The sequence below is a fragment of the Janthinobacterium saanense genome, from assembly GCF_014200675.1.
GTDB lineage: Bacteria > Pseudomonadota > Gammaproteobacteria > Burkholderiales > Burkholderiaceae_D > Janthinobacterium.
The window spans coordinates 69,259-92,287 of record NZ_JACHCI010000020.1; the positions used below are offsets into that span (position 1 = coordinate 69,259).

Annotated in this window: 19 protein-coding genes; 17 read left to right on the forward strand and 2 right to left on the reverse strand. The window is 58.7% G+C overall.

The features are described from left to right. Positions 1 to 48 precede the first annotated feature (48 nt). Positions 49 to 2,616 carry a [protein-PII] uridylyltransferase gene (locus HDE72_RS22350; protein WP_183745953.1) on the reverse strand — a complete coding sequence of 856 codons (2,568 nt, stop codon included), beginning with the start codon at positions 2,614 to 2,616 and terminating at the stop codon, positions 49 to 51. 49 nt (positions 2,617 to 2,665) lie between these two features. After that, a complete protein-coding gene (gene map / locus HDE72_RS22355; protein ID WP_183745956.1) occupies positions 2,666 to 3,475 on the reverse strand; it encodes a type I methionyl aminopeptidase in 810 nt (269 codons plus the stop codon). Positions 3,476 to 4,103: 628 nt separating this feature from the next. Between map and HDE72_RS22360 the strand changes: the two genes are divergently transcribed. The 17 genes from HDE72_RS22360 to HDE72_RS22440 all read left to right on the forward strand — a co-directional run bounded on the left by HDE72_RS22360 (position 4,104) and on the right by HDE72_RS22440 (position 22,918). Continuing rightward, positions 4,104 to 7,001 (forward strand): TonB-dependent receptor domain-containing protein, encoded by a 2,898-nt coding sequence (locus HDE72_RS22360; RefSeq protein WP_183745959.1) that lies wholly within the window; start codon positions 4,104 to 4,106, stop codon positions 6,999 to 7,001. 271 nt (positions 7,002 to 7,272) lie between these two features. Then, positions 7,273 to 8,025, forward strand: a complete 753-nt coding sequence (gene rpsB / locus HDE72_RS22365) for a 30S ribosomal protein S2 (protein WP_183676515.1) — start codon at positions 7,273 to 7,275, stop codon at positions 8,023 to 8,025. Positions 8,026 to 8,181: 156 nt separating this feature from the next. Beyond that, positions 8,182 to 9,093, forward strand: coding sequence for a translation elongation factor Ts (gene tsf, locus HDE72_RS22370; protein ID WP_183745962.1), 912 nt, complete (start codon positions 8,182 to 8,184; stop codon positions 9,091 to 9,093). 148 nt (positions 9,094 to 9,241) lie between these two features. Continuing rightward, positions 9,242 to 9,958: a UMP kinase gene (gene pyrH / locus HDE72_RS22375; RefSeq protein ID WP_183676517.1), complete on the forward strand. Its 717-nt coding sequence runs from the start codon at positions 9,242 to 9,244 to the stop codon at positions 9,956 to 9,958. A 206-nt stretch (positions 9,959 to 10,164) separates the two neighbouring features. Further along, on the forward strand, positions 10,165 to 10,725 hold the full coding sequence (gene frr / locus HDE72_RS22380) for a ribosome recycling factor (protein WP_183745965.1): 561 nt from the start codon (positions 10,165 to 10,167) through the stop codon (positions 10,723 to 10,725). 100 nt (positions 10,726 to 10,825) lie between these two features. Continuing rightward, positions 10,826 to 11,593, forward strand: coding sequence for a polyprenyl diphosphate synthase (gene uppS / locus HDE72_RS22385; RefSeq protein WP_183745968.1), 768 nt, complete (start codon positions 10,826 to 10,828; stop codon positions 11,591 to 11,593). Continuing rightward, positions 11,593 to 12,426: a phosphatidate cytidylyltransferase gene (locus tag HDE72_RS22390; protein WP_183745971.1), complete on the forward strand. Its 834-nt coding sequence runs from the start codon at positions 11,593 to 11,595 to the stop codon at positions 12,424 to 12,426. The genes uppS and HDE72_RS22390 overlap by 1 nt, the downstream gene beginning before the upstream one ends. A 9-nt stretch (positions 12,427 to 12,435) precedes the next feature. After that, positions 12,436 to 13,620: a 1-deoxy-D-xylulose-5-phosphate reductoisomerase gene (gene ispC, locus HDE72_RS22395; RefSeq protein ID WP_183745974.1), complete on the forward strand. Its 1,185-nt coding sequence runs from the start codon at positions 12,436 to 12,438 to the stop codon at positions 13,618 to 13,620. Then, positions 13,617 to 14,978 (forward strand): RIP metalloprotease RseP, encoded by a 1,362-nt coding sequence (rseP, locus tag HDE72_RS22400; RefSeq protein WP_183745977.1) that lies wholly within the window; start codon positions 13,617 to 13,619, stop codon positions 14,976 to 14,978. The genes ispC and rseP overlap by 4 nt, the downstream gene beginning before the upstream one ends. Positions 14,979 to 15,060: 82 nt before the next feature. Next, positions 15,061 to 17,397: an outer membrane protein assembly factor BamA gene (gene bamA, locus HDE72_RS22405; RefSeq protein ID WP_183745981.1), complete on the forward strand. Its 2,337-nt coding sequence runs from the start codon at positions 15,061 to 15,063 to the stop codon at positions 17,395 to 17,397. A gap of 52 nt (positions 17,398 to 17,449) precedes the next feature. Next, positions 17,450 to 17,971, forward strand: a complete 522-nt coding sequence (locus HDE72_RS22410; protein WP_183745984.1) for an OmpH/Skp family outer membrane protein — start codon at positions 17,450 to 17,452, stop codon at positions 17,969 to 17,971. A gap of 30 nt (positions 17,972 to 18,001) precedes the next feature. Beyond that, positions 18,002 to 19,057 (forward strand): UDP-3-O-(3-hydroxymyristoyl)glucosamine N-acyltransferase, encoded by a 1,056-nt coding sequence (gene lpxD, locus HDE72_RS22415; RefSeq protein ID WP_183745987.1) that lies wholly within the window; start codon positions 18,002 to 18,004, stop codon positions 19,055 to 19,057. After that, a complete protein-coding gene (gene fabZ / locus HDE72_RS22420; protein WP_183745990.1) occupies positions 19,054 to 19,536 on the forward strand; it encodes a 3-hydroxyacyl-ACP dehydratase FabZ in 483 nt (160 codons plus the stop codon). Before lpxD ends, fabZ begins: the two co-directional genes overlap by 4 nt. A 1-nt stretch (position 19,537) precedes the next feature. Next, the gene (gene lpxA / locus HDE72_RS22425; protein ID WP_183745993.1) at positions 19,538 to 20,326 is read left to right on the forward strand and encodes an acyl-ACP--UDP-N-acetylglucosamine O-acyltransferase; all 789 of its coding nucleotides are present in this window, start codon (positions 19,538 to 19,540) and stop codon (positions 20,324 to 20,326) included. After that, positions 20,310 to 21,470, forward strand: coding sequence for a lipid-A-disaccharide synthase (lpxB, locus tag HDE72_RS22430; RefSeq protein WP_183745996.1), 1,161 nt, complete (start codon positions 20,310 to 20,312; stop codon positions 21,468 to 21,470). Before lpxA ends, lpxB begins: the two co-directional genes overlap by 17 nt. Before the next feature lie 27 nt (positions 21,471 to 21,497). Next, positions 21,498 to 22,136: a ribonuclease HII gene (rnhB, locus tag HDE72_RS22435; RefSeq protein WP_183745998.1), complete on the forward strand. Its 639-nt coding sequence runs from the start codon at positions 21,498 to 21,500 to the stop codon at positions 22,134 to 22,136. After that, entirely contained in the window at positions 22,133 to 22,918 is a 786-nt protein-coding gene (locus HDE72_RS22440; RefSeq protein ID WP_183746001.1) for a TrmH family RNA methyltransferase, read from the forward strand. Before rnhB ends, HDE72_RS22440 begins: the two co-directional genes overlap by 4 nt. Positions 22,919 to 23,029 lie beyond the last annotated feature (111 nt).

A 23,029-nucleotide genomic window follows, 5' to 3' on the forward strand; every position in this document is an offset into this window, starting at 1 on the left:
TCAGTGTCGGTAAGAGTGGCGATGCGCTTGGTTTGAACAGTGAATACTTCAGACCTTGAGCGCATCGAGTAAATCGGTTTCCAGCAATATCTGGTTGCGGGCATTGCTGAGCGTGGGGCCATCGACGAGAAACACGTCTTCGACCCGCTCGCCCAGGGTCATGATCTTGGCCGTATGCAAGTTGACCCGGTATTTGGTCAGCACATTGGCGATCGAATACAGCAAGCCGGTGCGGTCATTGGCGGCCACCGACAGCAGGTAGTACTGGCCTTTTTCATCGGGCCGCAAGTCGACCGTGGGCTGCAGGGGGAAGGTGCGCGACAAACGCGACAGCCGGCCTTTGCCGGGCGGCGGCAGCGGCGCTTGCGACTGCAGCAGTTCACCCAGTTCATGCTCGATCAGGCTGATGATGTCGCGGTAGCTCTTGGCGAAACTTTGCTCGGTAGCCAGGAAAGTGTCGAGCGCATAGCCGTTTTTCGTCGTGTGGATCTTCGCGTCGAGAATGCTGAAGTTCTTGCGGTCGAAATAACTGCAGATGCGGGCAAACAGGTCTGGCTGGTCAGGCACGTAGACGGCCACTTGCAAGCCTTCGCCGATCGGCGCCAGCCGGCATTTTACCACCGGCAATTTGCTGTCGAGCTTATCGTACAGCGAGCGCGTCTGCCAGGCGATGTCGGAGGCGTCATGGCGCAGGAAATACGCCACGTCCAGCTGCTGCCACAGTTTTTGATGCGCGTCAGGCGGCAGGCCGTACAGGCGCAGGGTGGCCAGCGCTTCGTGCTGGCGGTTTTTCAGCTCGCGGTCGGCCGTATGCGGTTCGCCGCCCAGCACCCGCAAGGTGACTTTGTACAGGTCTTCCAGCAGCTTGCCTTTCCAGGCATTCCACACCTTGGGACTGGTGCCGCGGATATCGGCCACCGTCAGCAAGTACAGGCCCGTCAGGTGGCGCTCATCCTTGACGACTTTGGCAAACGCGGCGATCACGTCCGGGTCGGAAATATCCTGCTTTTGCGCTACTTGCGACATGGAAAGATGATTTTCCACCAGGAAGGCCACCAGTTCCGTGTCTTCATCGGACAAGCCATGTTCCTGGCAGAACTGGGTGGCGTCGGCCACGCCCAGCTTGGAATGGTCGCCGCCGCGGCCCTTGGCGATATCGTGGAACAGGGCGGCGACATATAATAGCCAGGATTGCGAAAAATCGGCCATCAGCTGGCTGCAATACGGGTATTCGTGTGCGTGTTCACTCATCGTGAAGCGGCGCATATTGCGCACCACCATCAGGATGTGCTGGTCGACCGTGTAGACATGAAACAGGTCGTGCTGCATCTGGCCCACGATGCGGCGGAAATTCGGCAAATAACGCCCCAGGATGCTCATCTCGTTCATGCGCCGCAGCGCATGGATGATGCCCACGGGCGCCTGCATGATGCGCAGGAAGAGGGCGCGGTTGACAGGGTCCTGGCGGAAGGCGGCGTCGATCTTGAAACGCTCGTGCCAGAGCGCCCGCGTGGCGCGCGAGGTCAAGCCTTTCAGGGCTGGCCGCTCCGTCATCAGCACGAAGATTTCCAGCATGGCTGAAGGATTTTTTTCAAATGTATCGTCGGCGCTGATATCGATCAGGCCGTTGACTTCATTGAAGCGGTCATTGATGCGCACCGGTTTGTCATCTTGCGGGAACAAGCGGGCTTCTATGTTTTGCAGCAAGATCGTGTTGAGCTGGGTCACCGTCTTGGCGGCCCAGTAATAGCGCTGCATCAAGAATTCGCTGGCGCGGCGCATATGCGGGCCGCTGCCTGTGGCCTGCAAGCCCAGGGATTCGGCAATCGCCGTCTGCACGTCGAATACCAGCCGGTCTTCGCGGCGGCCTGCGTGCAAGTGCAGGCGCACGCGGATATCCTTGAAGGCGCGCTCTTTCTCCATCAACTGGCGCGCTTCGGTCAAGGTGATCAGGCCGCTGGTGGCCAGGGTGCGCCAGGAGTTCGCCAGGCCGGCCGCCTTGGCTACCCACAGGATCACCTGCAAGTCGCGCAAGCCACCCGGACTTTCCTTGCAATTGGGTTCCAGGCTGAAGGCCGTATCTTCATACTTGGCGTGGCGCTGGCGCATTTCCGCCGTCTTGGCGTGGAAAAACGCCTGCGTGTCCATCGCCGCCTGGTAGCGCTGCTGCAACTGCGCAAACAGCTCGGCGTTGCCGCACACCAGGCGCGCTTCGAGCAAGCTGGTCTGCACCGTGATGTCGGCCTTCGATTCACTCATGCACTCGTCGACGGTGCGGATGCTGTGGCCGATTTCCAGGCCCAGGTCCCACAGCAGTTGCACCAGCTCTTCGAGCTTGCCTCGCGTAGTAGCATCGGGCGCCTGTTGCAGCAGGATCAGCAGGTCGATATCGGAATAGGGAAACAGTTCGCCGCGGCCATAGCCGCCCACGCCCACCAGCGCTGTGCCAGGCGGCAACTGCGCCTCTTGCCAGGCGCGCGCCAGCACGCCATCGACACTATGGCGCAGGCTGCGCAACAGTTTCTCGGGCTTGCCGTCGGCCTGGAAGGCCAGTATGACGACCTGGCGGTCGGCTTTCAGTTGCTGTTTAAGCTGTTCCCGGAGGTGCTTGTTCATCTGTGCCCTGAAGGTGTGGCTGGCGGGTGACGATAGTTAATGGCGAAAATCAGGCCGCGCTGACGATGGCCGGCGGCGGTGGCATGCCTGGCGACACCGTCAGCACTTCAAAACCGGTTTCCGTGACCAGCACCGTGTGTTCCCACTGCGCCGACAGGCTGCGATCCTTGGTCTTGATGGTCCAGCCATCGTTCATTTCGCGAATCTCGCGGCGGCCCGCATTGATCATCGGCTCGACCGTGAAGATCATGCCCGCTTCCAGGCGTTCCAGGGTGCCAGGCTTGCCGTAATGCAGCACTTGCGGCTCTTCATGGAACACCTTGCCGATGCCGTGGCCACAGAATTCGCGCACCACGCTATAGCCGGCTTTTTCCGCATGTTGCTGAATAGCATGGCCGATATCGCCCAGATGGGCGCCCGGTTTGATCTGGGCGATGCCCAGCCACATGCATTCGTAGGTGATCTCCGACAGGCGTTTGGACAGGATGGACGGCGTGCCGACCAGGAACATGCGGCTGTTGTCGCCGTGGTAGCCATCCTTGATGACGGTAATGTCGAGATTGACGGAGTCGCCGCTCTTGAGCACCTTGTCGCCCGGAATGCCGTGGCAGATCACGTCGTTGACGGAGGTGCAGATGGCTTTCGGGTAGGGCGTGTAGCCCGGTGGGCAATAGTTCAGCGGGGCAGGGATGGTGCCCTGCACATTGACCATGTATTCGTGGCAAAGGCGGTCGAGTTCGCCCGTGGTCACGCCTACCTTGACGAATGGCGCGATGTAGTCGAGCACTTCGGCGCCGAGTTTGCCGGCGACGCGCATGCCTTCGATGTCGGCGGCGGAATTGATACGGATGGTGGACATGATATGGGTCGCAATCTGCAAGGTATTCGGTAAAAAAAGCACAGATGAGTCCTGTAATAAGGAGAAATCCGCAAATATGCCGAAATTATAAACGAGGCAGATGTAATTCGCCCTGTCCTTGCCGGAGGGGATAGTGGTGCAATGTCAATGCCCCAGATTGGTGCGTGATGAAAAGCATTGAAAAGCAGAGGGCGGATTGCAGTAAATATCTGCGTAGTAAATTTTCAGATGATTTAAGGCTTGTAGCCCAGTCCAGAAAAATGAGGCTGGTGCGCCTTGGGATGGCGTGTGCACATGCAGCGGCTGTGCCGTTGCATCGAGCTGGCACATGCACAATTGCTATGTAGCATAACAACGTTTTTTTCTTAAGGACACCAAATTTGTGTGGCTTTTTAAATGTGTTGTTTCTTTGTTGAATTCACTTTCCTGTCATATTGACAGTGTTGCTTTGGAAATGGTTTGATGTTGGGCAGCCATGGAAATCTTGCTGGTTTGCTCACAAGGCGAAGGGCGTCTGGAAGTACAGGCGATGGCATGGAGTTCAAATGGCATTGGACATAATTCATTTTATGTTTATAAAAATCTGACCAAACTAGGTCGGTAAGTAATATTTCAAATCGGAGAATGTATGCATCAACGCACTAAAATTGCTATCGCGGTGGCAATGGCATTGAATACGCTGACCGCTTTTGCTCAGGCGCAAGCGGAAGCAGAGGCCCCTCAACGTGTAGAAATTACCGGCTCGCGTATTCGCCAGGTTGATCTGGAGACTGCGCAACCTGTGCAAAAAATCACTGCTCAGCAAATTCAGGCTACCGGCCTGATCACTGTCGGCGATATTTTGAATCAGATGACTTCGGCCGGTACGCCTGCGTTCAGCAAGGGCGCTGTCCTGACCTCGAACCGCGAACAGGGCGGTCAATACATCGATATGCGCAATCTGGGCGCCAATCGCCTGCTGGTGCTGGTCAATGGCAAGCGCTGGACGCAATCGGTTGATGGCTATACCGACATGTCGACTGTACCTGCTTCCATGATCGAGCGCATCGATATCTTGAAAGATGGCGCCTCATCGATCTATGGTTCCGATGCCATCGCTGGCGTGGTCAATATCATTCTGAAAAAGCGCCTCGAAGGCGGTGCCGTCAGCGTCTACAAGGGCGTTAACCAAAAGGGCGATGGCAAAACCAGTGACTACTCGCTGTCGTATGGCGCGAATAGCGAAAAAGCCTCGATGATGTTCGGCCTGTCGCATAGCCAGACCGATCCGGTATGGGCGAGCAAGCGCGATATCACATCGCAAAGCTATGGCACGGGCGATTTCTTTGGTGCCGGTTTCGGCGCGGGCCCATGGGGCCGTATTACGCCGATCAGCTCGATTGGTGTCAGCAATCCTGCTGGCTTTAACCGCTACCTGAATCACACTGGTTCATTTGATGGCTCCGGCGTTGGTGCCGATGCCCGCAATCCGGCCAACTACCATGCCTACACTGGTGCGCAAGCAGATACGTACAATTCGACGCAGCAAATGATGTTTACGGCGCCGACCAAGCTGACGACGATATTTACCAAAGGCACGATTGAATTGCCTATGGATATGCGCTTCACGACGACGGCCATGTATTCGGAGCGCAACTCATCGCGTCAAGTCGCTGGCTATCCATTGAATAGCGCGTCGCAGCCTAATTATCGTGTGTTTATTGATAAGGATAGCTATTTCAATCCATACGGCAACCAAGTTGCTGGCGCCGGTCAGGGCCAGGACCTGTACTTCGCACGCCGCATGGTTGAGGTGCCACGCGTAACTGATAATAGCAACCAGACTTTGCACGTTGATGCAACTCTGGAAGGCGAATTCACCTTGCGCGGCCTGCCATGGAGCTGGAGCGCTGGCTACAACCATAGCTCGCTGCAAGGCACCAACGTCAGCACCGGCAACTTGAACCTGCTGAACCTGAAAAAGGCCTTAGGTCCATCGTTCCTCAATGCAAACGGCGTGGTGCAATGTGGTACGGCTGCCAGCCCGATTGCTTTTAGCCAATGTACGCCATTTAATATTTTGGGAGGTCCATCGGCATCTAATCCGGACGCAATCGCCTATGTGATGTCGACGGGTCAGGGTACCTACGGTAGCACTATTAACAGTGCAACTGCCGATCTGTCGGGTGAACTGTTTACATTACCGGCTGGTGCAGTTGGTTTTGCCGGTGGTGTGGAGCACCGCGAAGTGCGTGGTTATGACCGTCCTGGTCAGTTCGAGCAATCGGGCTATTCCACCGATCTGGCGGCCAATACGACCCAAGGCCGCTATACCGTCAAAGAAATTTACCTGGAAGCGAACATTCCGCTGTTGAAAGACCAGCCGTTTGCCAAATTCCTTTCCGTGGATCTGGCTAGCCGCTATTCGGACTACAGCAACTTTGGCAGCACCACCAATAGCAAAGCCAGCCTGATGTGGAAGCCTGTCACTGACTTGCTGGTACGTGGCACCTGGGCGCAAGGTTTCCGTGCCCCTGCGCTGGGCGACACTTTTGGTGGCGGTAGCCAGAGTTTCGATTCCTACCTCGATCCGTGCGACAGCCGCTATGGTCTGGCTGCACGTAATCCGGCTGTCGCTCAGCGTTGCGCAGCGACCGGTGTGCCTGCCGGTTACCGCCAGCTCAATCAAAGTAGCGTAGCGGTGGGTGCTTCTGGTGCGCAGTCGGCCGTTCCTTTTAATGGCGGCGTAGGCAATGATACGCTGACACCTGAAACTGCCAAAACCAAAACTTTGGGCTTTGTATATAACCCATCGTATGTACCTGGTCTGACGGTTGGCCTGGACTGGTTCAAAATTAATGTGCAAAACCAGATCTCGGGCTGGACCGCTGCAGAAGTCATCGGCAACTGCGTGACTGACAATATCCAGAAGTATTGCGGCGACGTTGTTCGTGACGCGACTGGTGCCATCACCGGTCTGTCGCGTGGCACCATCAATAAAGGTGAGTTGTCGACCGAAGGTTTCGATATCAGTCTGGGCTACCGCCTGCCGCGCACCGCGTATGGTAACTTTGCCATCCGTACGGAGTCGACCGTGTTGCGTTCGTTCAAGCAAAAAGCGTCGGCGACCAGCGACTGGCAGGAATATGCCGGCGAGTTCACCTATGCGCGCTTGAAGTCGAACATCAGCCTTGACTGGATGATGGGTAACTGGGCGGCTACGCTGACCGGCCGTTACACCAGCGGTGTGAAGGATCTGTGCCTGGAAGCAGACATCCAGTGCTCGAATCCTGATGATGAAGGTGTTAGTTATGATGGCGGTGGTTACAACAAGCGTGGTTCGACCACCTATGTCGACCTGAGCGTGGCGTACAAAACGCCGTGGAAGGGTGAGATCGTTGTCGGCTCCAACAACCTGTTTAACCGTGCACCACGTCTGATGTACGCAGCGACCAGCCTCGGCGTGGGTACTTCCTCCTCGTCCGCAGTTGATCCTAACGCACCGATCGACCGCGTGTTCTACGTACGCTACAACCAGGCTTTCTGATCCCGCGCTCCGCAAGGAGTCTAGGGTGATAGTCTGACAAGTATGCGCAAAGCCCGCCAGGTTCGCCTGGCGGGCTTTTTCATTTGCAGCGCGCACTTGATGCCCTTGTCATTTCGGTGTAGAATCCCGGGTTGCTTGAATTCCATTTTGAGCGATGCAACAAGCGGCCTGTAGCTGGGCTGACTTTAATTTATATAAACAAGCGAATCCGGTCGACAAGGGTGCCTGTATGGTGACTGATCGGATTCCAGACCCAACCCTGGAGTTAATAATGTCCGTAACAATGCGCGAAATGCTGGAAGCCGGTGTCCACTTTGGTCACCAAACCCGTTTTTGGAATCCAAAAATGGCACCGTTCATCTTCGGTCATCGCAACAAGATCCACATCATCAACCTGGAAAAAACCATGGCGATGTACCAGGACGCAATGAAGCACGTGCGTCAACTGGCTGCAAACCGTGGCACCATCCTGATGGTCGGCACCAAGCGTCAAGCTCGCGAAATCATCGCTGCTGAAGCACAACGCGCTGGCGTGCCTTTCGTTGATCAACGTTGGTTGGGCGGTATGCTGACCAACTTCAAAACGATCAAAACCTCGATCAAGCGCCTGAAGGACATGGAAGCGATGATCGAAGACGGTTCGATCGAAAAGCTGTCGAAAAAAGAAGCGCTGATGTTCTCCCGTGAGATGATCAAGCTGCAAAAATCGATCGGCGGCATCAAGGACATGGGCGGCGTTCCTGACGCAATCTTCGTCGTTGACGTTGGCTACCACAAAGGTGCGATCACTGAAGCAGCTAAACTGGGTATCCCTGTTATCGGCGTGGTCGATACCAACCACTCCCCAGAAGGCGTGAACTTCGTGATCCCAGGTAACGATGACTCCTCGAAAGCCATCACTTTGTACGCTCGCGGTGTTGCTGACGCAATCATCGAAGGCCGTGCAGCTGCCGGTAACGAAGTTATCGAACTGGTTAAAGCAGCCGCTGGCGACGAATTCGTCGAAGTCAACGAACAGGCTTAATGGCCGCGCTATCGCAAGATAGCGGTTTGTAGGACGCAGCAGTAATGGAAAAGGGGTGGCAGCAGCTCCCCCTTTTTTTTAACAAAAAAACGATGGTACACGCTGGCGGGGTGCAAGCCCGGGCCGCGACTGTCGACTCACCGAATGGAGAAACACATGGCAGCGATTACAGCAGCGATGGTAGGCGAATTGCGCGGCAAGACCGACGCACCAATGATGGAATGCAAAAAAGCACTGACCGAAGCCGATGGCGACATGGCACGTGCTGAAGAGATCCTGCGCGTCAAACTGGGCGGCAAGGCATCGAAAGCATCGGCACGCATCACCGCTGAAGGCGTGGTAGCAACTTATATCGCCAACGGCGTAGGCGCCCTGGTTGAAGTGAACTCGGAAACCGACTTCGTTGCTAAAAACGATGACTTCCTGGCACTGGCAAACAGCGCAGCCCGCCTGGTAGCAGAACACAACCCAGCTGACGTCGCTGCCCTGCTGGCTCTGCCACTCGATGGCAAGACCCTGGACGAAGTGCGTTCGGCTCTGATCGGCAAAATCGGCGAAAACATGACCATCCGCCGCTTCCAGCGTTTCGAAACCAGCGCCAAGCTGGCATCGTACCTGCACGGTGCGCGCATTGGCGTGGTCGTCGAATTCGACGGTGCTGATGAACAAGTTGGTAAAGACGTGGCCATGCACATCGCTGCAATGAAGCCAGTGTCGCTGTCGTCCGACGAAGTGCCAGCGGAACTGATCGAAAAAGAGCGTTCGGTTGCAAAACTGAAAGCTGAAGAAGATGCAGTCAAAGCCGCCGCCGAAGGCAAACCAGCGCAATCGCCAGAAATCCTGGCCAAGCGTCTGGAAGGTTCGGTACAGAAATACCTGAAAGAAGTTTCCCTGCTGAACCAAGCTTTCGTGAAAAACGACAAGTTGTCGGTTGAGCAAATGCTGAAAGCCGCTAACACCAGCGTCAAGAGCTTTGCCATGTACGTGGTAGGCGAGGGCATTGAGAAGAAGCAAGACGACTTCGCAGCAGAAGTCGCAGCACAAATCGCTGCCTCCCAGGGAGCGTAAGTAAAGCGGGCCGAGAGGCCCGTTTTTTTGGCCCGCCCGCATCAAGGCATGCCGGGCGGTGGCATGGGCAGTCCCGCGCGCCTGACCGGCGCCGCACGGTACTGCGCCATGTCATACTCGAATAACCTCATTTATGGAGCCCCAGCTCATGTCAAAACCAGCCTACAAGCGCGTCCTCCTCAAGTTGTCCGGCGAAGCCCTGATGGGCGATGATCCCTACGGCATCAATCGCGCCACGATCGAGCGCATGGTGGCCGATGTGGCCGAGGTGGCAAAGTTGGGTGTGGAACTGGCAATCGTGATTGGTGGCGGCAATATCTTCCGCGGCGTCGCGCCTGGTGCGCAAGGCATGGACCGTGCCACTGCCGACTACATGGGTATGCTGGCCACGGTAATGAATGCACTGGCCCTGGCTGACGCCATGCGCCATGTAGGCATTACCGCGCGCGTCATGTCGGCCATCGGCATCGAACAAGTGGTCGAGCCGTATGTACGTCCCAAAGCCCTGCAATACCTGGAAGAAGGCAAAGTCGTCGTCTTCGCGGCCGGTACCGGTAATCCTTTCTTTACCACCGACACGGCAGCAGCCCTGCGCGGTTCCGAGATCAGCGCTGAAATCGTCCTGAAGGCCACCAAGGTCGATGGCGTTTACACGGCCGATCCGAAGAAAGACCCGAACGCCACCCTGTTCCACACGATTACCTTCGACGAAGCGATCGCCAAGCACCTGCAAGTGATGGACGCCACCGCATTCGCCCTGTGCCGCGACCAGAAGCTGCCGATCAAGGTGTTTTCGATCACCAAGCCCGGCGCCCTGAAGCGCGTCATCATGGGCGAAGACGAAGGCACCCTGGTTCACGTTTAAGTTTTAAGTGGCGAGCGGAAGTTGTTCGCCGTTATATTAGATGCAATTTTTAAGATTCATTATCATCAACAACGCCTGACAAAACCGTCGCGAGCGGAAGGGAGAGGTGGCTGAGAAGCGCAACCGTACCAAGGTACGGTGAGCATCGCAGGCCGCCTATGCCGACGCGCAGCAGGTTTTGACAGGCGTCACCACAGGAGAGCAGCATGTCCTTAGCTGACGTTAAAAAGAATACCCAGGAACGCATGATCAAGTCGCTGGAAACACTGAAAGCCGACCTGGCCAAAGTGCGTACCGGCCGTGCCCATACGGGTATCCTGGACCATGTCATGGTCGATTACTACGGTTCGCCGACGGCGCTGACCCAGGTTGCCAACGTGACCCTGGTTGACGCGCGCACCATTGGCGTGCAGCCATATGAAAAGAAGATGGCCAGCACCATCGAAAAAGCCATCCGTGACGCTGACCTGGGCCTGAATCCATCGGCGCAGGGCGACATGATCCGCGTACCGACCCCGCCATTGACGGAAGAGCGCCGCAAGGAAATGGTCAAACTGGTCAAGAGCGAAGCGGAAGACGCGAAAATTGCCGTGCGTAATATTCGTCGCGACGCCAATGAATCGCTGAAAAAGCTGGTCAAGGAAAAAGCCTGCTCGGAAGACGACGAGCGCCGTTCGTCGGAAGAAGTGCAGAAACTGACCGACAAATTCATCGCCGACATCGACAAGATGGTGGTTGATAAAGAAAAAGAAGTGCTGACGGTCTAGGCCTTGGCGAATTAAATACACTGCCCGGGACGGCTTTGCTTTCCCGGGCAGTGCTATTTGGCTCATAATAGCTATCTTTTCATTTGGTCTTAGTGTTTTCATGATCTATTCGAGTTCGACAACGGCGGTACCAGAGGTGGGCCGAGTGCCGCGCCATGTGGCAATCATCATGGATGGCAACGGCCGTTGGGCAACCAAACGCTTCCTGCCCCGCTTCGCGGGTCACGTCAAAGGCGCCGATGCCGTGCGCGGCGTGGTGGAAACCTGCATCGACCGTGGTGTCGAATACCTGACCCTGTTTGCCTTCAGTTCGGAAAACTGGCGCCGTCCGGAAGAAGAAGTATCGATGTTGATGCGCTTGTTCGTCACCATGCTGGAACGCGAAGTGGTACGCATGCACGCCAACGATATTCGCCTGAAGGTAGTCGGGGATTTATCGCGTTTCAATGAGCAATTGCAAACCCTGATCGCCAATGCCGAGCGCAAGACCGCGCACAATACACGCCTGACCGTCACCATCTGCGCCAACTATGGCGGCCGTTGGGACATCATGCAAGCCACAAACAAAATGATAGCGGCAGCTGCGGCCAAGGGCCAGCCTGCCGATCATGCGTATACGGAAGAGGAACTGGCGCCTCACCTGGCCATGGCCTATGCGCCCGAGCCTGATTTGTTCATCCGCACGGGCGGTGAACAGCGCATTTCCAATTTCCTGCTATGGCAACTGGCGTACACTGAGCTATGTTTCACTGAAACTTTCTGGCCCGACTTTGATGTCGATAGCCTCGACGCGGCAATCGCGTCTTACCAGCAGCGCGAACGGCGCTTTGGCCGCACCAGCGCGCAACTCACAGAAAAGAAAAACTGATGCTGAAAACACGGATAATCACCGCCCTGGTCTTGTTGGCGGTCTTGCTGCCGGTTCTGTATCTCAATAATTTCCCCGCCTTCGCCGTGATCGCCACGGCGTTCTTTGGCGCCGCCGTCTGGGAAAGCTTCCGCATCTTTAAAAATCGCCAGGCACTGCTGATTGCGGCCGTCTGGACGGCGGCCTTTGCCTATGCCTTCTTTGGCAGCGGCGGTATGGGCCAGGTCAAATTCTGGTTCGGCCTGTCCGTAGCGATCTGGCTGATCCGCTTCGTGCCGTCGCTGGCAACGGGCTTGCCACCTTTGGAAGGTTTGGGCAATACCTTGCTCAGCCTGGTCTACGCCGTCACCATCGTCGGTTGCTTCGTGGCCATCGTGGCCCTGTTCCTGCACAGCCCGCTGTATTTGCTGTCGGTGATGGCGCTGGTCTGGATCGCCGATATTGGTGCTTATTTCTCTGGCAAAGCTTTCGGCAAGCGCAAGCTGGCGCCATCTATTTCTCCGGGTAAATCCTGGGAAGGCGCGATCGGCGGCGGCATCGCCGTGCTGCTGATCGCTTCGGCCACCATCCTGGCCGCGCCGTCCTGGCCAGTGCTGCAAGATACTTTCGCGGTCCAGCTGCAACTGCGCCACGGTTGGCTGACGGCCTTGCTGGTCTTGCTGGTAGTGGTTGCCGCCAGCATCGTCGGCGACCTGTTCGAATCCCAATTGAAACGCCGCGCCGGTATCAAGGACAGCAGCAATCTGCTGCCTGGCCACGGCGGGGTACTCGACCGTATCGATGCCCTGATCCCGGTCCTGCCATTTGCGGCGCTGGTCGGCGCCTGGGTTTAAGGAAATACAATGCAATACGTTACCATTCTTGGCGCCACCGGCTCGGTCGGCGTTTCTACCCTGGACGTGCTGGCGCGTCACCCTGAGCAATACAGCGTGTATGCCCTGAGTGCGCACAGCAAAGTGGCCGAGCTGGCCGCCCAGTGCCAGCAGTTTCGCCCGCAGCGCGCCGTCGTCGGCAGCGCCGAGGCCGCGCTTGAATTGACGCGCTTGCTGCGCGGGCAGGGCCTTGCCACCGAAGTCGAGTATGGCGTGGACGCGCTGTGCGCGATTGCCAGCGCACCCCAGGTCGACGCCGTGATGGCGGCCATCGTCGGCGCCGCCGGTCTGGCGCCCACCTTGGCGGCAGCCCGTGCTGGCAAGAAAGTCTTGCTGGCCAATAAGGAAGCGCTGGTCATGTCCGGCCAGCTGTTCATGGATGCCGTGCACGACAACGGCGCCGTACTGCTGCCAATTGACAGCGAACACAATGCCATCTTCCAGTGCCTGCCGCAGGCCTATGGCCGCTCGCCGGCCGCCTCTGGCGTGGCGAAAATACTGCTGACGGCATCGGGCGGCCCGTTCCGCACGCGCGCCGTCGAGTCGCTGGACGCGGTCACGCCCGAGCAGGCCTGCAAGCATCCGACCTGGAGCATGGGACGCAAGATTTCCATCGATTCGGCCACCATGATGAACAAGGGCCTGGAAGTGATCGAGGCGCACTGGCTGTTCGGCGCCTCGGCCGACCAGATCGACGTGCTGATCCACCCGCAAAGCGTGATCCATTCCATGGTCTCGTACGTGGATGGTTCGGTGCTGGCGCAATTGGGTAATCCCGACATGCGCACGCCGATTGCCCATGCACTGGCTTACCCGCAGCGCATCGCTTCCGGCGTGCCGCAGCTGGACCTGGCGCAGATCGCCACCTTGCAATTCGAGCGTCCTGATTTCCACCGTTTCCCTTGTCTGGCGCTGGCGTATGACGCCTTGCGCGCGGGCGGCACGGCGCCGGCCTTGCTGAACGCCGCCAATGAAGTGGCGGTGCAAGCCTTCCTCGACTTGCAGATCGGTTTCCGCCAGATCGACCGCGTGATTGCCCATGTGATCGAAGCCATACCGCACGGCGCCGCTTCCAGCATCGACGCCGTGATCGAACAGGATAGAGTGGCCCGCGCCGCAGCGCAGGCGTATATCGGCGACAGGCTGGCTGCATGACGCTCATTACCACCTTGCTGGCCTTTATCGTCGCGCTGGGGTCCTTGATTACCCTGCACGAACTGGGGCACTATCTGGTGGCGCGCTGGTGTGGCGTAAAAGTGCTGCGTTTTTCCATCGGCATGGGCAAGGTCGTGTATTCGCGCCGTTTTGGCAAGGACCAGACGGAGTGGGCGATTTCGGCGCTGCCGCTGGGCGGCTACGTCAAAATGCTCGACAGCCGCGAGCAAGACCTGAGCGGCTTGCCAGAGGCAGAATTGCGCCGCGAATTCACGCGCCAGAGCGTGTGGCGCCGCATTGCCATCGTGGCGGCCGGCCCGCTGGCCAATTTCCTGGTCGCCATCGTGCTGTACGCAGGCTTGTTCATGCATGGCATCGAAGAGCCGTCGAGCAAGCTGGGCCCGGTAGCCGCGCCAAGCGCCGCCTACGCGGCCGGTTTGCGCGGCGGCGATACCGTCACGTCCGTCAATGGCAAAGCTGTGGCCAGCTGGTCCGAGCTGCGCTGGGAATTGATACAAGCGACCCTCGACAAGCGCGTTGCGCAGATCGAGGTGCAGCGCCCTGAGCGGGGTCTGCAGGAAGCGACCTTGCCGGCTGGCAGCCTGACGGAGTCGGACCTGGAAGGCGATGCGATGGGCAAGCTGGGTCTGGTGCTGGCCCGCCCGGCGCCCGTGCTCGGTAAGATTATGCCTGGCGGCGCCGCTGCGCGTGCCGGTTTGCTGCCAGGCGATCTGGTTCTGGCAATCGATGGCCAGCCCATGGCCGACGGGATTGCCGTGATCGAAACCCTGCGTGCGTCGCCTGGCAAGACCCTGGAGGTATTATTGCGCCGCCACGGGCAGGAGCTGACCCTGGCGGTGACGCCGGACAGCGAAAAAGGCACGGGAACCGAGGCAGCTGTAACAGTTGGTAAGATCAAGGCCGAGGTCGCGCTGGCGCCGGATATGATCGTTATGGCATCCGGACCGTTCGCCGCCGTGGCCAAGGCCAGTCGAAAAGTCTGGGACACCAGTGCCATGAGCGTGAAAATGCTGGGTAAAATGATTACCGGGCAGGTTTCTCTGAAGAATGTGACGGGGCCGATTACCATCGCCGATTATGCAGGGCAGACGGCGCGGATTGGCCTGATGAGCTACCTCAGCTTCATCGCCTTCATCAGTATCAGCTTGGGAGTGATGAATTTGCTACCCATTCCTGTTCTGGATGGCGGGCATTTGCTGTATTATTCGCTGGAAGTTTTGACCGGACGCCCCTTGCCGGAGCGCGTAGCTGACATTGCACAGCGCTTGGGGATAGGTCTGCTGCTGACCTTGATGGTGCTTGCCGTCTTTAATGACGTGTTGCGATTGCTCAATTAATGCAGTAGCTGAGGCTATCGTGTAAGTTGCACAAGTAATCTTTGTGTATGTTTGTCCATTGATTTACCATTGAATAACCCCAATGAAATTACATTCTGCTCGTTTTGCCTTGCCTTCCTTTCGCCGCAGCCTGATAGGCGGCGCCGTCTTGGCCCTCTGTGCCGGCCACGCGCTGGCCATTCAGCCGTTCACTGTCAAGGACATCCGGGTCGAAGGGATCCAGCGTACCGAAGCGGGCACCGTCTTCAGCTACCTGCCGGTGCGTGTGGGAGAAACCTTCTCCGATGAGAAGAGCGTCGCGGCCATCAAGGCGCTGTATGCGACGGGCTTTTTCAAGGATGTGCGCCTGGAAGTCGATGGCGACGTGCTGGTGGTGCTGGTCGAAGAACGTCCGGCCATCGCTGCCGTGGAATTCACGGGCACCAAGGAATTTGAAAAAGACGTGCTGGTCAAGGCTTTGAAGGAAATCGGCGTCGGCGAAGCGAAAATCTTCGACAAGGCGTCGGTGGACCGCGCCGAGCAAGAGCTCAAGCGTCAATACCTGTCGCACGGCCTGTATGGCGTCAAAATTACCACCACCGTCACGCCGATCGAGCGCAACCGCGTCAACGTGGTGTTTGCGGTGGACGAGGGCGAAGTAGCGCGCATCAAGCAGATCAATATCGTCGGCAACAAGGCATTCTCGGACAAGGAATTGCGCGAACAGCTGGCCCTGAACACGGGCGGCTGGTTCAGCTGGTACACCAAGGCCGACCAGTATTCGAAGACCAAGCTGACGGGCGACATCGAATCGCTCAAGTCCTTCTATCTGGACCGCGGCTATATCGAAATGCAGGTTGACTCGACCCAGGTATCGATCACGCCCGATAAAAAAGACATCTACCTGACGATCAATATCACCGAAGGCGAGAAGTACAAGGTATCGGGCACCAAGTTCGAAGGCGAAATGTTCGGCCGCGAGGAAGAACTGAAAGCGCTGAACCTGATGCATGACGGTGAGATCTATTCGGGCGCGCGCCTGACGGCCACCAACAAGCGCATCCAGGACCGCCTGGCCACGTTTGGCTATGCCTTCGCCAACGTCAATGCGAATCCGGATATCAACCGTGAAAAGCACGAAGTGGCGTTTACTTTTGTCGTCGATCCGGGCAAGCGCGTCTACGTGCGCCACATGAATATCGCCGGCAATACCACCACGCGTGATGAAGTCATCCGCCGCGAATTCCGCCAGTTCGAATCGTCCTGGTATGACAGCAACAAGATCAAGCTGTCGCGCGACCGTGTCGACCGCCTTGGCTACTTCAAGGACGTGACCGTCGATACGCCGGAAGCGCAGGGCACGACCGACCAGGTTGACGTCAACATGACGGTGGTGGAAAAACCAACCGGTAACTTCCTGATCGGCGGCGCGTTCTCGCAATCGGAAAAATTCACCCTGTCGGCGTCGATTTCGCAGGCCAACTTCGCTGGTAGCGGCAATACCCTGGGCCTGGAAGTCAATACCAGCCATTACAGCCGCACCATCGCCGTGTCGCAAACCAATCCGTATTACACCGATGACGGCATCTCGCGCAGCTTCGAACTGTATCTGCGTACGACCGAACCGCCGGCGCTGAACATCGGTAGCTACAAGATCAAGCAAACCGGTGGCCGCGTCAGTTACGGCGTGCCATTCTCGGAATCTGATACCATTTTCTTCGGTATCGGTGCCGAGCGTACCCGCGTCGAAACCGACCAGACCAGTCCGTCGCGCTTCCGCCAGTATGTGATCGACAATGGCGGCCCGTCCGATGGTATCGGCGCCGCTACCACCAACTCGATTCCGCTGACGGCGGCATGGCAGCGCGACAGCCGTGACAGCGCCTTGACGCCGTCGGTAGGCCGCTACCAGCGCGTCAACCTGGAATTCGACGTGATCGGTAACCAGAAATACTTCCGCGCGGTCTATGAGCACCAGTATTTCCGTCCGCTGACCAGCAAGATGACCCTGGCGCTGAAGGGTGAATTCGATTACGGCCACGGTATTGGCGACCATGTGTATCCTGTCTTCAAGAACTTCTACGGTGGTGGTATCGGTTCGGTACGCGGCTACCTGAGCTCCTCGCTGGGCGCGGTCGATCCGACCACCGGCGATGCACTCGGCGGCGCGTCGCGCATGATCGGTAGCGCCGAGCTGCAACTGCCATTCCCCGGTTCGGGCAATGACCGCAGCTTGCGCTGGTTCGGTTTTGTCGATAGCGGCCAGGTCTACCAGGAAGGCGAAAAAATGCGTGTCTCGCAATTGCGTTATTCTACTGGTCTGGGGATTAGCTGGATTTCGCCGGTGGGCCCGCTCAAGCTGAGCTACGCCAAACCGCTGAACGCCAAGCCGACAGACCGCCTGGAGCGTTTCCAGTTCCAGATGGGTACCGGTTTCTGACCGGCCATCTCGAACAGGGGCGCCAGCATTTACTTTTTGACCATGGAGTATCATGAATACCGCATCCGCTACCCTGCCCAAGTCCCTTGCCGTGATCGCATTGTGCTGGAGTGCGCTGTTGCCGGTGCAGGCGCAGGCTCAAGAGTCGAAGATCGCCTGGATCAGCAGCGAACGTATTTATAACGAATCGAAGATGGCCAAGCTGGCCAGCGCCAAGCTGGCGGAAGAGTTCCGCTCGCGCGAAAAAGCCGTGCAGGAACTGGCAGCCCGCTTCAAGACGGCCAACGAGGCGCTGGAAAAAGACATGCCGACCCTGAGCGAGGCGGACCGCGCCAAGCGTCAGCGCGAATTTTTCGAGCTGGACAAGGAATTGCAGCGCCGCCAGCGTGAATTCCGCGAAGACCTGAGCCAGCGCACCAGCGAAGAGCGCAGCGCCATCGCGGAAAAGGCCAACACCATCATCCAGCAGATGGCGCATGTCGAAGGCTATGACGTCGTCCTGCAGGAAGCCCTGTGGGCAAGCCCGCGCATCGACATTACCGACAAGGTCTTGAAGGCGCTGGATAAACAATAGTAACAATAGCAATAAAGTAAAGGTAATCAGATGGGCACTCGACTAGGAGCATTGGTCGAACGCTTCGGCGGACAATTGGCGGGCGAGCCCAACCTGGAAGTGACAGGCATCGCACCGCTGACGGACGCCGGTGCTTCGCACATCAGCTTTCTCAGCAATAGTAAATTCCGCGCGCAGGCGGCCAGCAGCGGCGCCGCGGCGCTGATACTCACGCCGGCGGACAACGCGCTGATCGGCGATGAATACGCCGGCGCGCGCATCGTCACACCGAATCCCTATGTGTATTTCGCGCGCGCGGCGCAGTTTTTCGCCGCCCTGCATGAAATCAAACCGGCCGCCGGCATCCATGCCAGCGCCGTGGTCGATGCCGGCGCGCAGGTCGACGCCAGTGCGTCCATCGGCGCCAACGCGGTGATCGAAGCGGGCGCCACTATTGGCGCCGGCTGCGTGATCGGCCCTGGCTGCGTGGTAGGCCGTGACGCGGTCATCGGCGCCGCTACGCAGTTGCTGGCCAATGTGACGTTTCACGCGCGCTGCGTGATCGGCCAGCGCGGTATCATCCATTCGGGCGCCGTGATCGGCACCGATGGTTTCGGTTTCGCCAATGAGGGCGGGGTTTACATCAAGATTCCGCAAACGGGCAGGGTGGTGATCGGTGACGATGTCGATATCGGCGCCAATACCACCATCGACCGTGGCGCCCTGGCCGATACGGTGATCGAGGATGGCGTCAAGCTCGACAACCAGATCCAGATCGGCCATAACTGCCATATCGGCGCGCACACGGCCATGGCCGGCTGCGTCGGCGTGGCAGGCAGCGCCATCATCGGCAAGTACTGCACGTTTGGCGGTGCGGCCATGGTGCTGGGCCATTTGACGATCGCCGACAAGGTGCATGTCTCTTCGGGCAGCATGGTGTCGCGGTCTATCCTGGAACCGGGCCAGTACACCGGCTTTTACCCGCTGGCGAAGAACGCCGACTGGGAAAAGAGCGCCGCCATCGTGCGCAACCTCTCAAGCATGCGCGAGAAGCTGCGCGCGCTTGAAAAAACAATTAAAACACTGACCAAGCAAGACGAAAAATGACTACTGAAAAAAAGACCCTCGACATCCTGGCCATCAAATCCCTGCTGCCGCACCGCTATCCGCTGCTGCTGGTTGACCGCGTGCTGGATTGGGAATCGGGCAAGAGCATCACGGCCATCAAGAACGTGACGGTCAATGAAGAATTCTTCCAGGGCCACTTCCCGCACAAACCGGTCATGCCGGGCGTGCTGATGATAGAAGCGCTGGCGCAAACGGCCGCCTTGCTGTCCTTCCTGACCATGGGCGTCAAGCCTGATGAAAATTCGGTGGTGTATTTCGTCGGTATCGACAATGCGCGCTTCAAGCGTCCGGTCGAGCCGGGCGACCAGCTGAAGATGGATGTGGAAATCCTGCGCGTATCGCGTGGCATCTGGAAATACAAGGCAGTCGGCACGGTCGACGGCAAGGTGGCGCTGGAAGCGGAACTGATGTGCACCATCCGCAGTACGCTCGATGCGAGCCAGCCAGCGGGGCAGTAAGATGGCGGCCATCCACTCCACGGCGCTCATCGACCCCAAGGCCGAGCTCGATAGCTCGGTCGAAGTGGGCCCGTATTCCATCATTGGCCCGCATGTACGCATAGGCGCTGGCACCAAGGTCGGCCCGCATGTGGTGATCGAGGGCCATACCACCATTGGTACGGATAATAAGCTGTTCCAGTTCTCGTCGATAGGCGCTGCGCCGCAGGACAAGAAATGGGCCGGTGAGCCCACACGCCTGGAAATCGGCGACCGCAACACCATCCGCGAATTCTGCACCTTTAACACCGGCACGGTGCAGGGCGGCGGCGTGACGCGCCTGGGCAATGACAACTGGATCTCGGCCTACGTGCATCTGGCGCATGACTGCCTGGTCGGCAGCAACACGATTTTCTCGAACAACGCGCAACTGGCGGGCCACGTGGAGATCGGCGACTGGGTCATCATGAGCGGTTTTTCGAATGTGCATCAGTTCTGCAAGATCGGCGCGCATGCCTTCGTCGGCATGAGCACCAGCCTGACGCAGGACGTGCCGCCCTTCGTGCTCTTGAACGGCAATCCGGCGCAGGCGCACGGCGTCAATATCGAGGGCTTGAAACGCCGCGGCTTTACGCGCGAGCAGATCAACGGCATCCGCACCGCCTACAAGCTGATCTACCGTTCAGGTCTGACCCTGGAAGAAGCCAAGGCAGCGCTGTTCGAAGAAGAAGTGGCCTCGCCGGAAGCGGCGCAGCATATCCGCGCCATGCGCGAATTCCTCGGTGTGGCCTCGCGTGGCATCGTCCGCTGACCTGTCGGTCGCCATCGTCGCCGGCGAGGTGTCGGGCGACCTGCTGGCCAGCCGGCTGCTGTCTGGCCTGGCGCCGCAGCTGCCCGGCGCGCGCTTCCACGGTATCGGCGGCGAGCATATGGCGCAGCAAGGCTTCATTTCCGACTGGCCGCTCGACAAATTGACGGTGCGGGGACTGTTTGAAATCATTCCCCGCTACCGCGAAATCAAGGGCATCCAGAACGCGCTGCGCGACCAGCTGATCGCCGAGCGTCCTGCCGTCTTCATCGGCGCCGATTATCCAGGCTTTAACCTGGGCCTGGAAATGCAGCTGAAAGCAGCCGGCATCCCCACCGTGCATTACATCGGGCCGCAGATCTGGGCCTGGCGCGGTGGCCGCATCAAGAAAATCATCAAGGCGGTCTCGCACATGCTGGTGATTTTCCCGTTCGAGGAAGAAATCTACCGCAAGGCTGGCGTGCCCGTCACGTATGTGGGCCATCCGCTGGCTGAAATCATTCCCCTGCAGCCTGACGAAGCGGCAGCGCGTCGCGCCTTGGGCTTGCCCGAGGATGCGAACGTGGTGACCCTGATGCCGGGCAGCCGCATGAGTGAGCTCAAATACAATACCGTCGCCTTTGTCACTGCCTGTCAATTGCTGCTCGAACGCGACCGTTCGCTGCGCTTCGTGGCGCCCATGGCCGGCGAAAAGCAGCGCCAGTATTTCCTGCAGCTGGTCGCGCAAGCGGGGCTGCAGGATGTCGAGATTTTGCTGACCGACGGCGGCTCGCACACGGCCATCTGCGCTGCCGATGCGGTGCTGGTGGCGTCGGGCACGGCGTCGCTGGAAGTGGCGCTGTTCAAAAAGCCGATGGTCATCGCCTACAAAATGATGGCCGCCGAGTGGCAAATCCTGCGCCATTTCGGCTATCAGCCGTGGATAGGTTTGCCGAATATCCTGGCGCGCGATTACCTGGTGCCGGAACTGCTGCAAGACGCTGCCAGCCCGCAAGCGCTGGCCGACGCCATGTGGCAGCAATTGAGCGATGTGCCTGGCCGTCTGCGCCTGGTCCAGCGTTTCACGGATATGCACCACAGCCTGCTGCGCGACAGCGCGCACGACAGCGCCAACGCGGTGATGCAAGTCATCGCCGCCAACAAGTAGTGATACATTTAAGTAAAAAGATTCAACGTGAAAAATCTCTATCCGGGCCTGTTTGACGACTTGCCATTCTCGCTCGATGAAATCATCTGCGGCGTCGACGAAGCAGGGCGCGGCCCGCTGGCCGGCCCCGTGTTTGCCGCCGCCGTGATCCTCGACCCTGCGCAGCCCATCGAGGGCTTGCGCGACTCGAAAAAACTCACTGAAGCCAAGCGCGACTTGCTGGCGCCGCAAATCAAGGCCAAGGCCCTGGCGTGGGCGATTGCCGAAGCGTCAGAAGAAGAAATCGATAGCCTGAACATCTTGCAGGCGTCGATGCTGGCCATGCGCCGCGCCGTCGAAGCCTTGGCCACCGTGCCGACCCTGGCCCTGATCGATGGCAACCGCTGTCCCGTGATGCCGATACGCGGCCTGGCGATTATCGGTGGCGATGACAAGGTCGATGCCATCTCCGCTGCTTCTATTTTGGCCAAGACGGCGCGCGACGCGGCCCTGGTGCATCTGCACGCGGCTTACCCTGAATACTGCTTCGACCAGCACAAGGGCTATGGCACCAAGCTGCACCTGGAACGTTTGCATCTGCACGGCGCCTCGCCCGTGCACCGCCGCTCGTTCGCACCGGTACGCAATGTGATCGCACTGTTTGGCGGACAAGAGGTGGTGGCATGAAGACCATCACTTCGCGCGACAACGCCCAATACAAGGACCTGCTGAAACTGGCGGGCAGTTCGCAGGCGCGCCGCAAGGCCGGCCGCACCCTGCTCGACGGCGTGCATCTGTGCCAGTCGTATCTGCAGCTGCGGGGCCTGCCGGAGCAATGCATCGTCAGCGAAAGCGCGCTGCAAAACCCGGAAGTGGCTGACATCATCGGCCAGCTCGAAGCACAGCGTGCCCACGTACTGGGTCTGCCCGACGCGTTGTATAAGGCCGTCAGCCAGGTCGAGCATGGCGTGGGCGTGATGTTTTTGATCGACACGCCCGAGCACGCCGTCACGCAGCCGGTGAGCGTGTCGGCCGTGCTGCTCGATAATCTGCAAGATCCGGGCAACGTGGGATCGATTCTACGCAGCGCGGCCGCCGCCGGCATCACGCAAGTGTATTGCAGCGCCGGCACGGCGTTTTGCTGGTCACCGAAAGTGCTGCGCGCCGCCATGGGCGCCCATTTCGTGCTTGATATTTTTGAAAACGTCGACCTGGCCGCCCTGATATCGGCCTCGACAGTGGCGACCCTGGCCACCAGTGGCTACGCCACCCAGCGCGTATATGATGTCGACCTGCGCCAGCCCGTGGCCTGGGTATTTGGCCATGAAGGGCAGGGCGTCGCCGACGACTTGCTGTCGATGACCACCCACCAGGTGGTGATTCCCCATCTGGGCCAGATCGAATCGCTGAACGTGGCCGCCTGCGCCGCCGTCTGCTTCTTTGAGCAGGTACGCCAGAACCAGCAGTAAGGCGGCGGGGCGCTGGCGCCCCCTTGCTTCCGCACCTCCCTTCTTGATTCCCCGCAATTCCCACTCCAGGCAATCCGCATACAGTGCAGATTGCCTGAGTTCGCTCTGGCG

Bases quoted from the DNA above. Each gene is read 5' to 3' on its own strand.
- HDE72_RS22350 (WP_183745953.1), bottom strand. From the start codon at position 2,616: ATGAACAAGCACCTCCGGGAACAGCTTAAACAGCAACTGAAAGCCGAC.
- map (WP_183745956.1), bottom strand. From the start codon at position 3,475: ATGTCCACCATCCGTATCAATTCCGCCGCCGACATCGAAGGCATGCGC.
- HDE72_RS22360 (WP_183745959.1), top strand. From the start codon at position 4,104: ATGCATCAACGCACTAAAATTGCTATCGCGGTGGCAATGGCATTGAAT.
- rpsB (WP_183676515.1), top strand. From the start codon at position 7,273: ATGTCCGTAACAATGCGCGAAATGCTGGAAGCCGGTGTCCACTTTGGT.
- tsf (WP_183745962.1), top strand. From the start codon at position 8,182: ATGGCAGCGATTACAGCAGCGATGGTAGGCGAATTGCGCGGCAAGACC.
- pyrH (WP_183676517.1), top strand. From the start codon at position 9,242: ATGTCAAAACCAGCCTACAAGCGCGTCCTCCTCAAGTTGTCCGGCGAA.
- frr (WP_183745965.1), top strand. From the start codon at position 10,165: ATGTCCTTAGCTGACGTTAAAAAGAATACCCAGGAACGCATGATCAAG.
- uppS (WP_183745968.1), top strand. From the start codon at position 10,826: ATGATCTATTCGAGTTCGACAACGGCGGTACCAGAGGTGGGCCGAGTG.
- HDE72_RS22390 (WP_183745971.1), top strand. From the start codon at position 11,593: ATGCTGAAAACACGGATAATCACCGCCCTGGTCTTGTTGGCGGTCTTG.
- ispC (WP_183745974.1), top strand. From the start codon at position 12,436: ATGCAATACGTTACCATTCTTGGCGCCACCGGCTCGGTCGGCGTTTCT.
- rseP (WP_183745977.1), top strand. From the start codon at position 13,617: ATGACGCTCATTACCACCTTGCTGGCCTTTATCGTCGCGCTGGGGTCC.
- bamA (WP_183745981.1), top strand. From the start codon at position 15,061: ATGAAATTACATTCTGCTCGTTTTGCCTTGCCTTCCTTTCGCCGCAGC.
- HDE72_RS22410 (WP_183745984.1), top strand. From the start codon at position 17,450: ATGAATACCGCATCCGCTACCCTGCCCAAGTCCCTTGCCGTGATCGCA.
- lpxD (WP_183745987.1), top strand. From the start codon at position 18,002: ATGGGCACTCGACTAGGAGCATTGGTCGAACGCTTCGGCGGACAATTG.
- fabZ (WP_183745990.1), top strand. From the start codon at position 19,054: ATGACTACTGAAAAAAAGACCCTCGACATCCTGGCCATCAAATCCCTG.
- lpxA (WP_183745993.1), top strand. From the start codon at position 19,538: ATGGCGGCCATCCACTCCACGGCGCTCATCGACCCCAAGGCCGAGCTC.
- HDE72_RS22440 (WP_183746001.1), top strand. From the start codon at position 22,133: ATGAAGACCATCACTTCGCGCGACAACGCCCAATACAAGGACCTGCTG.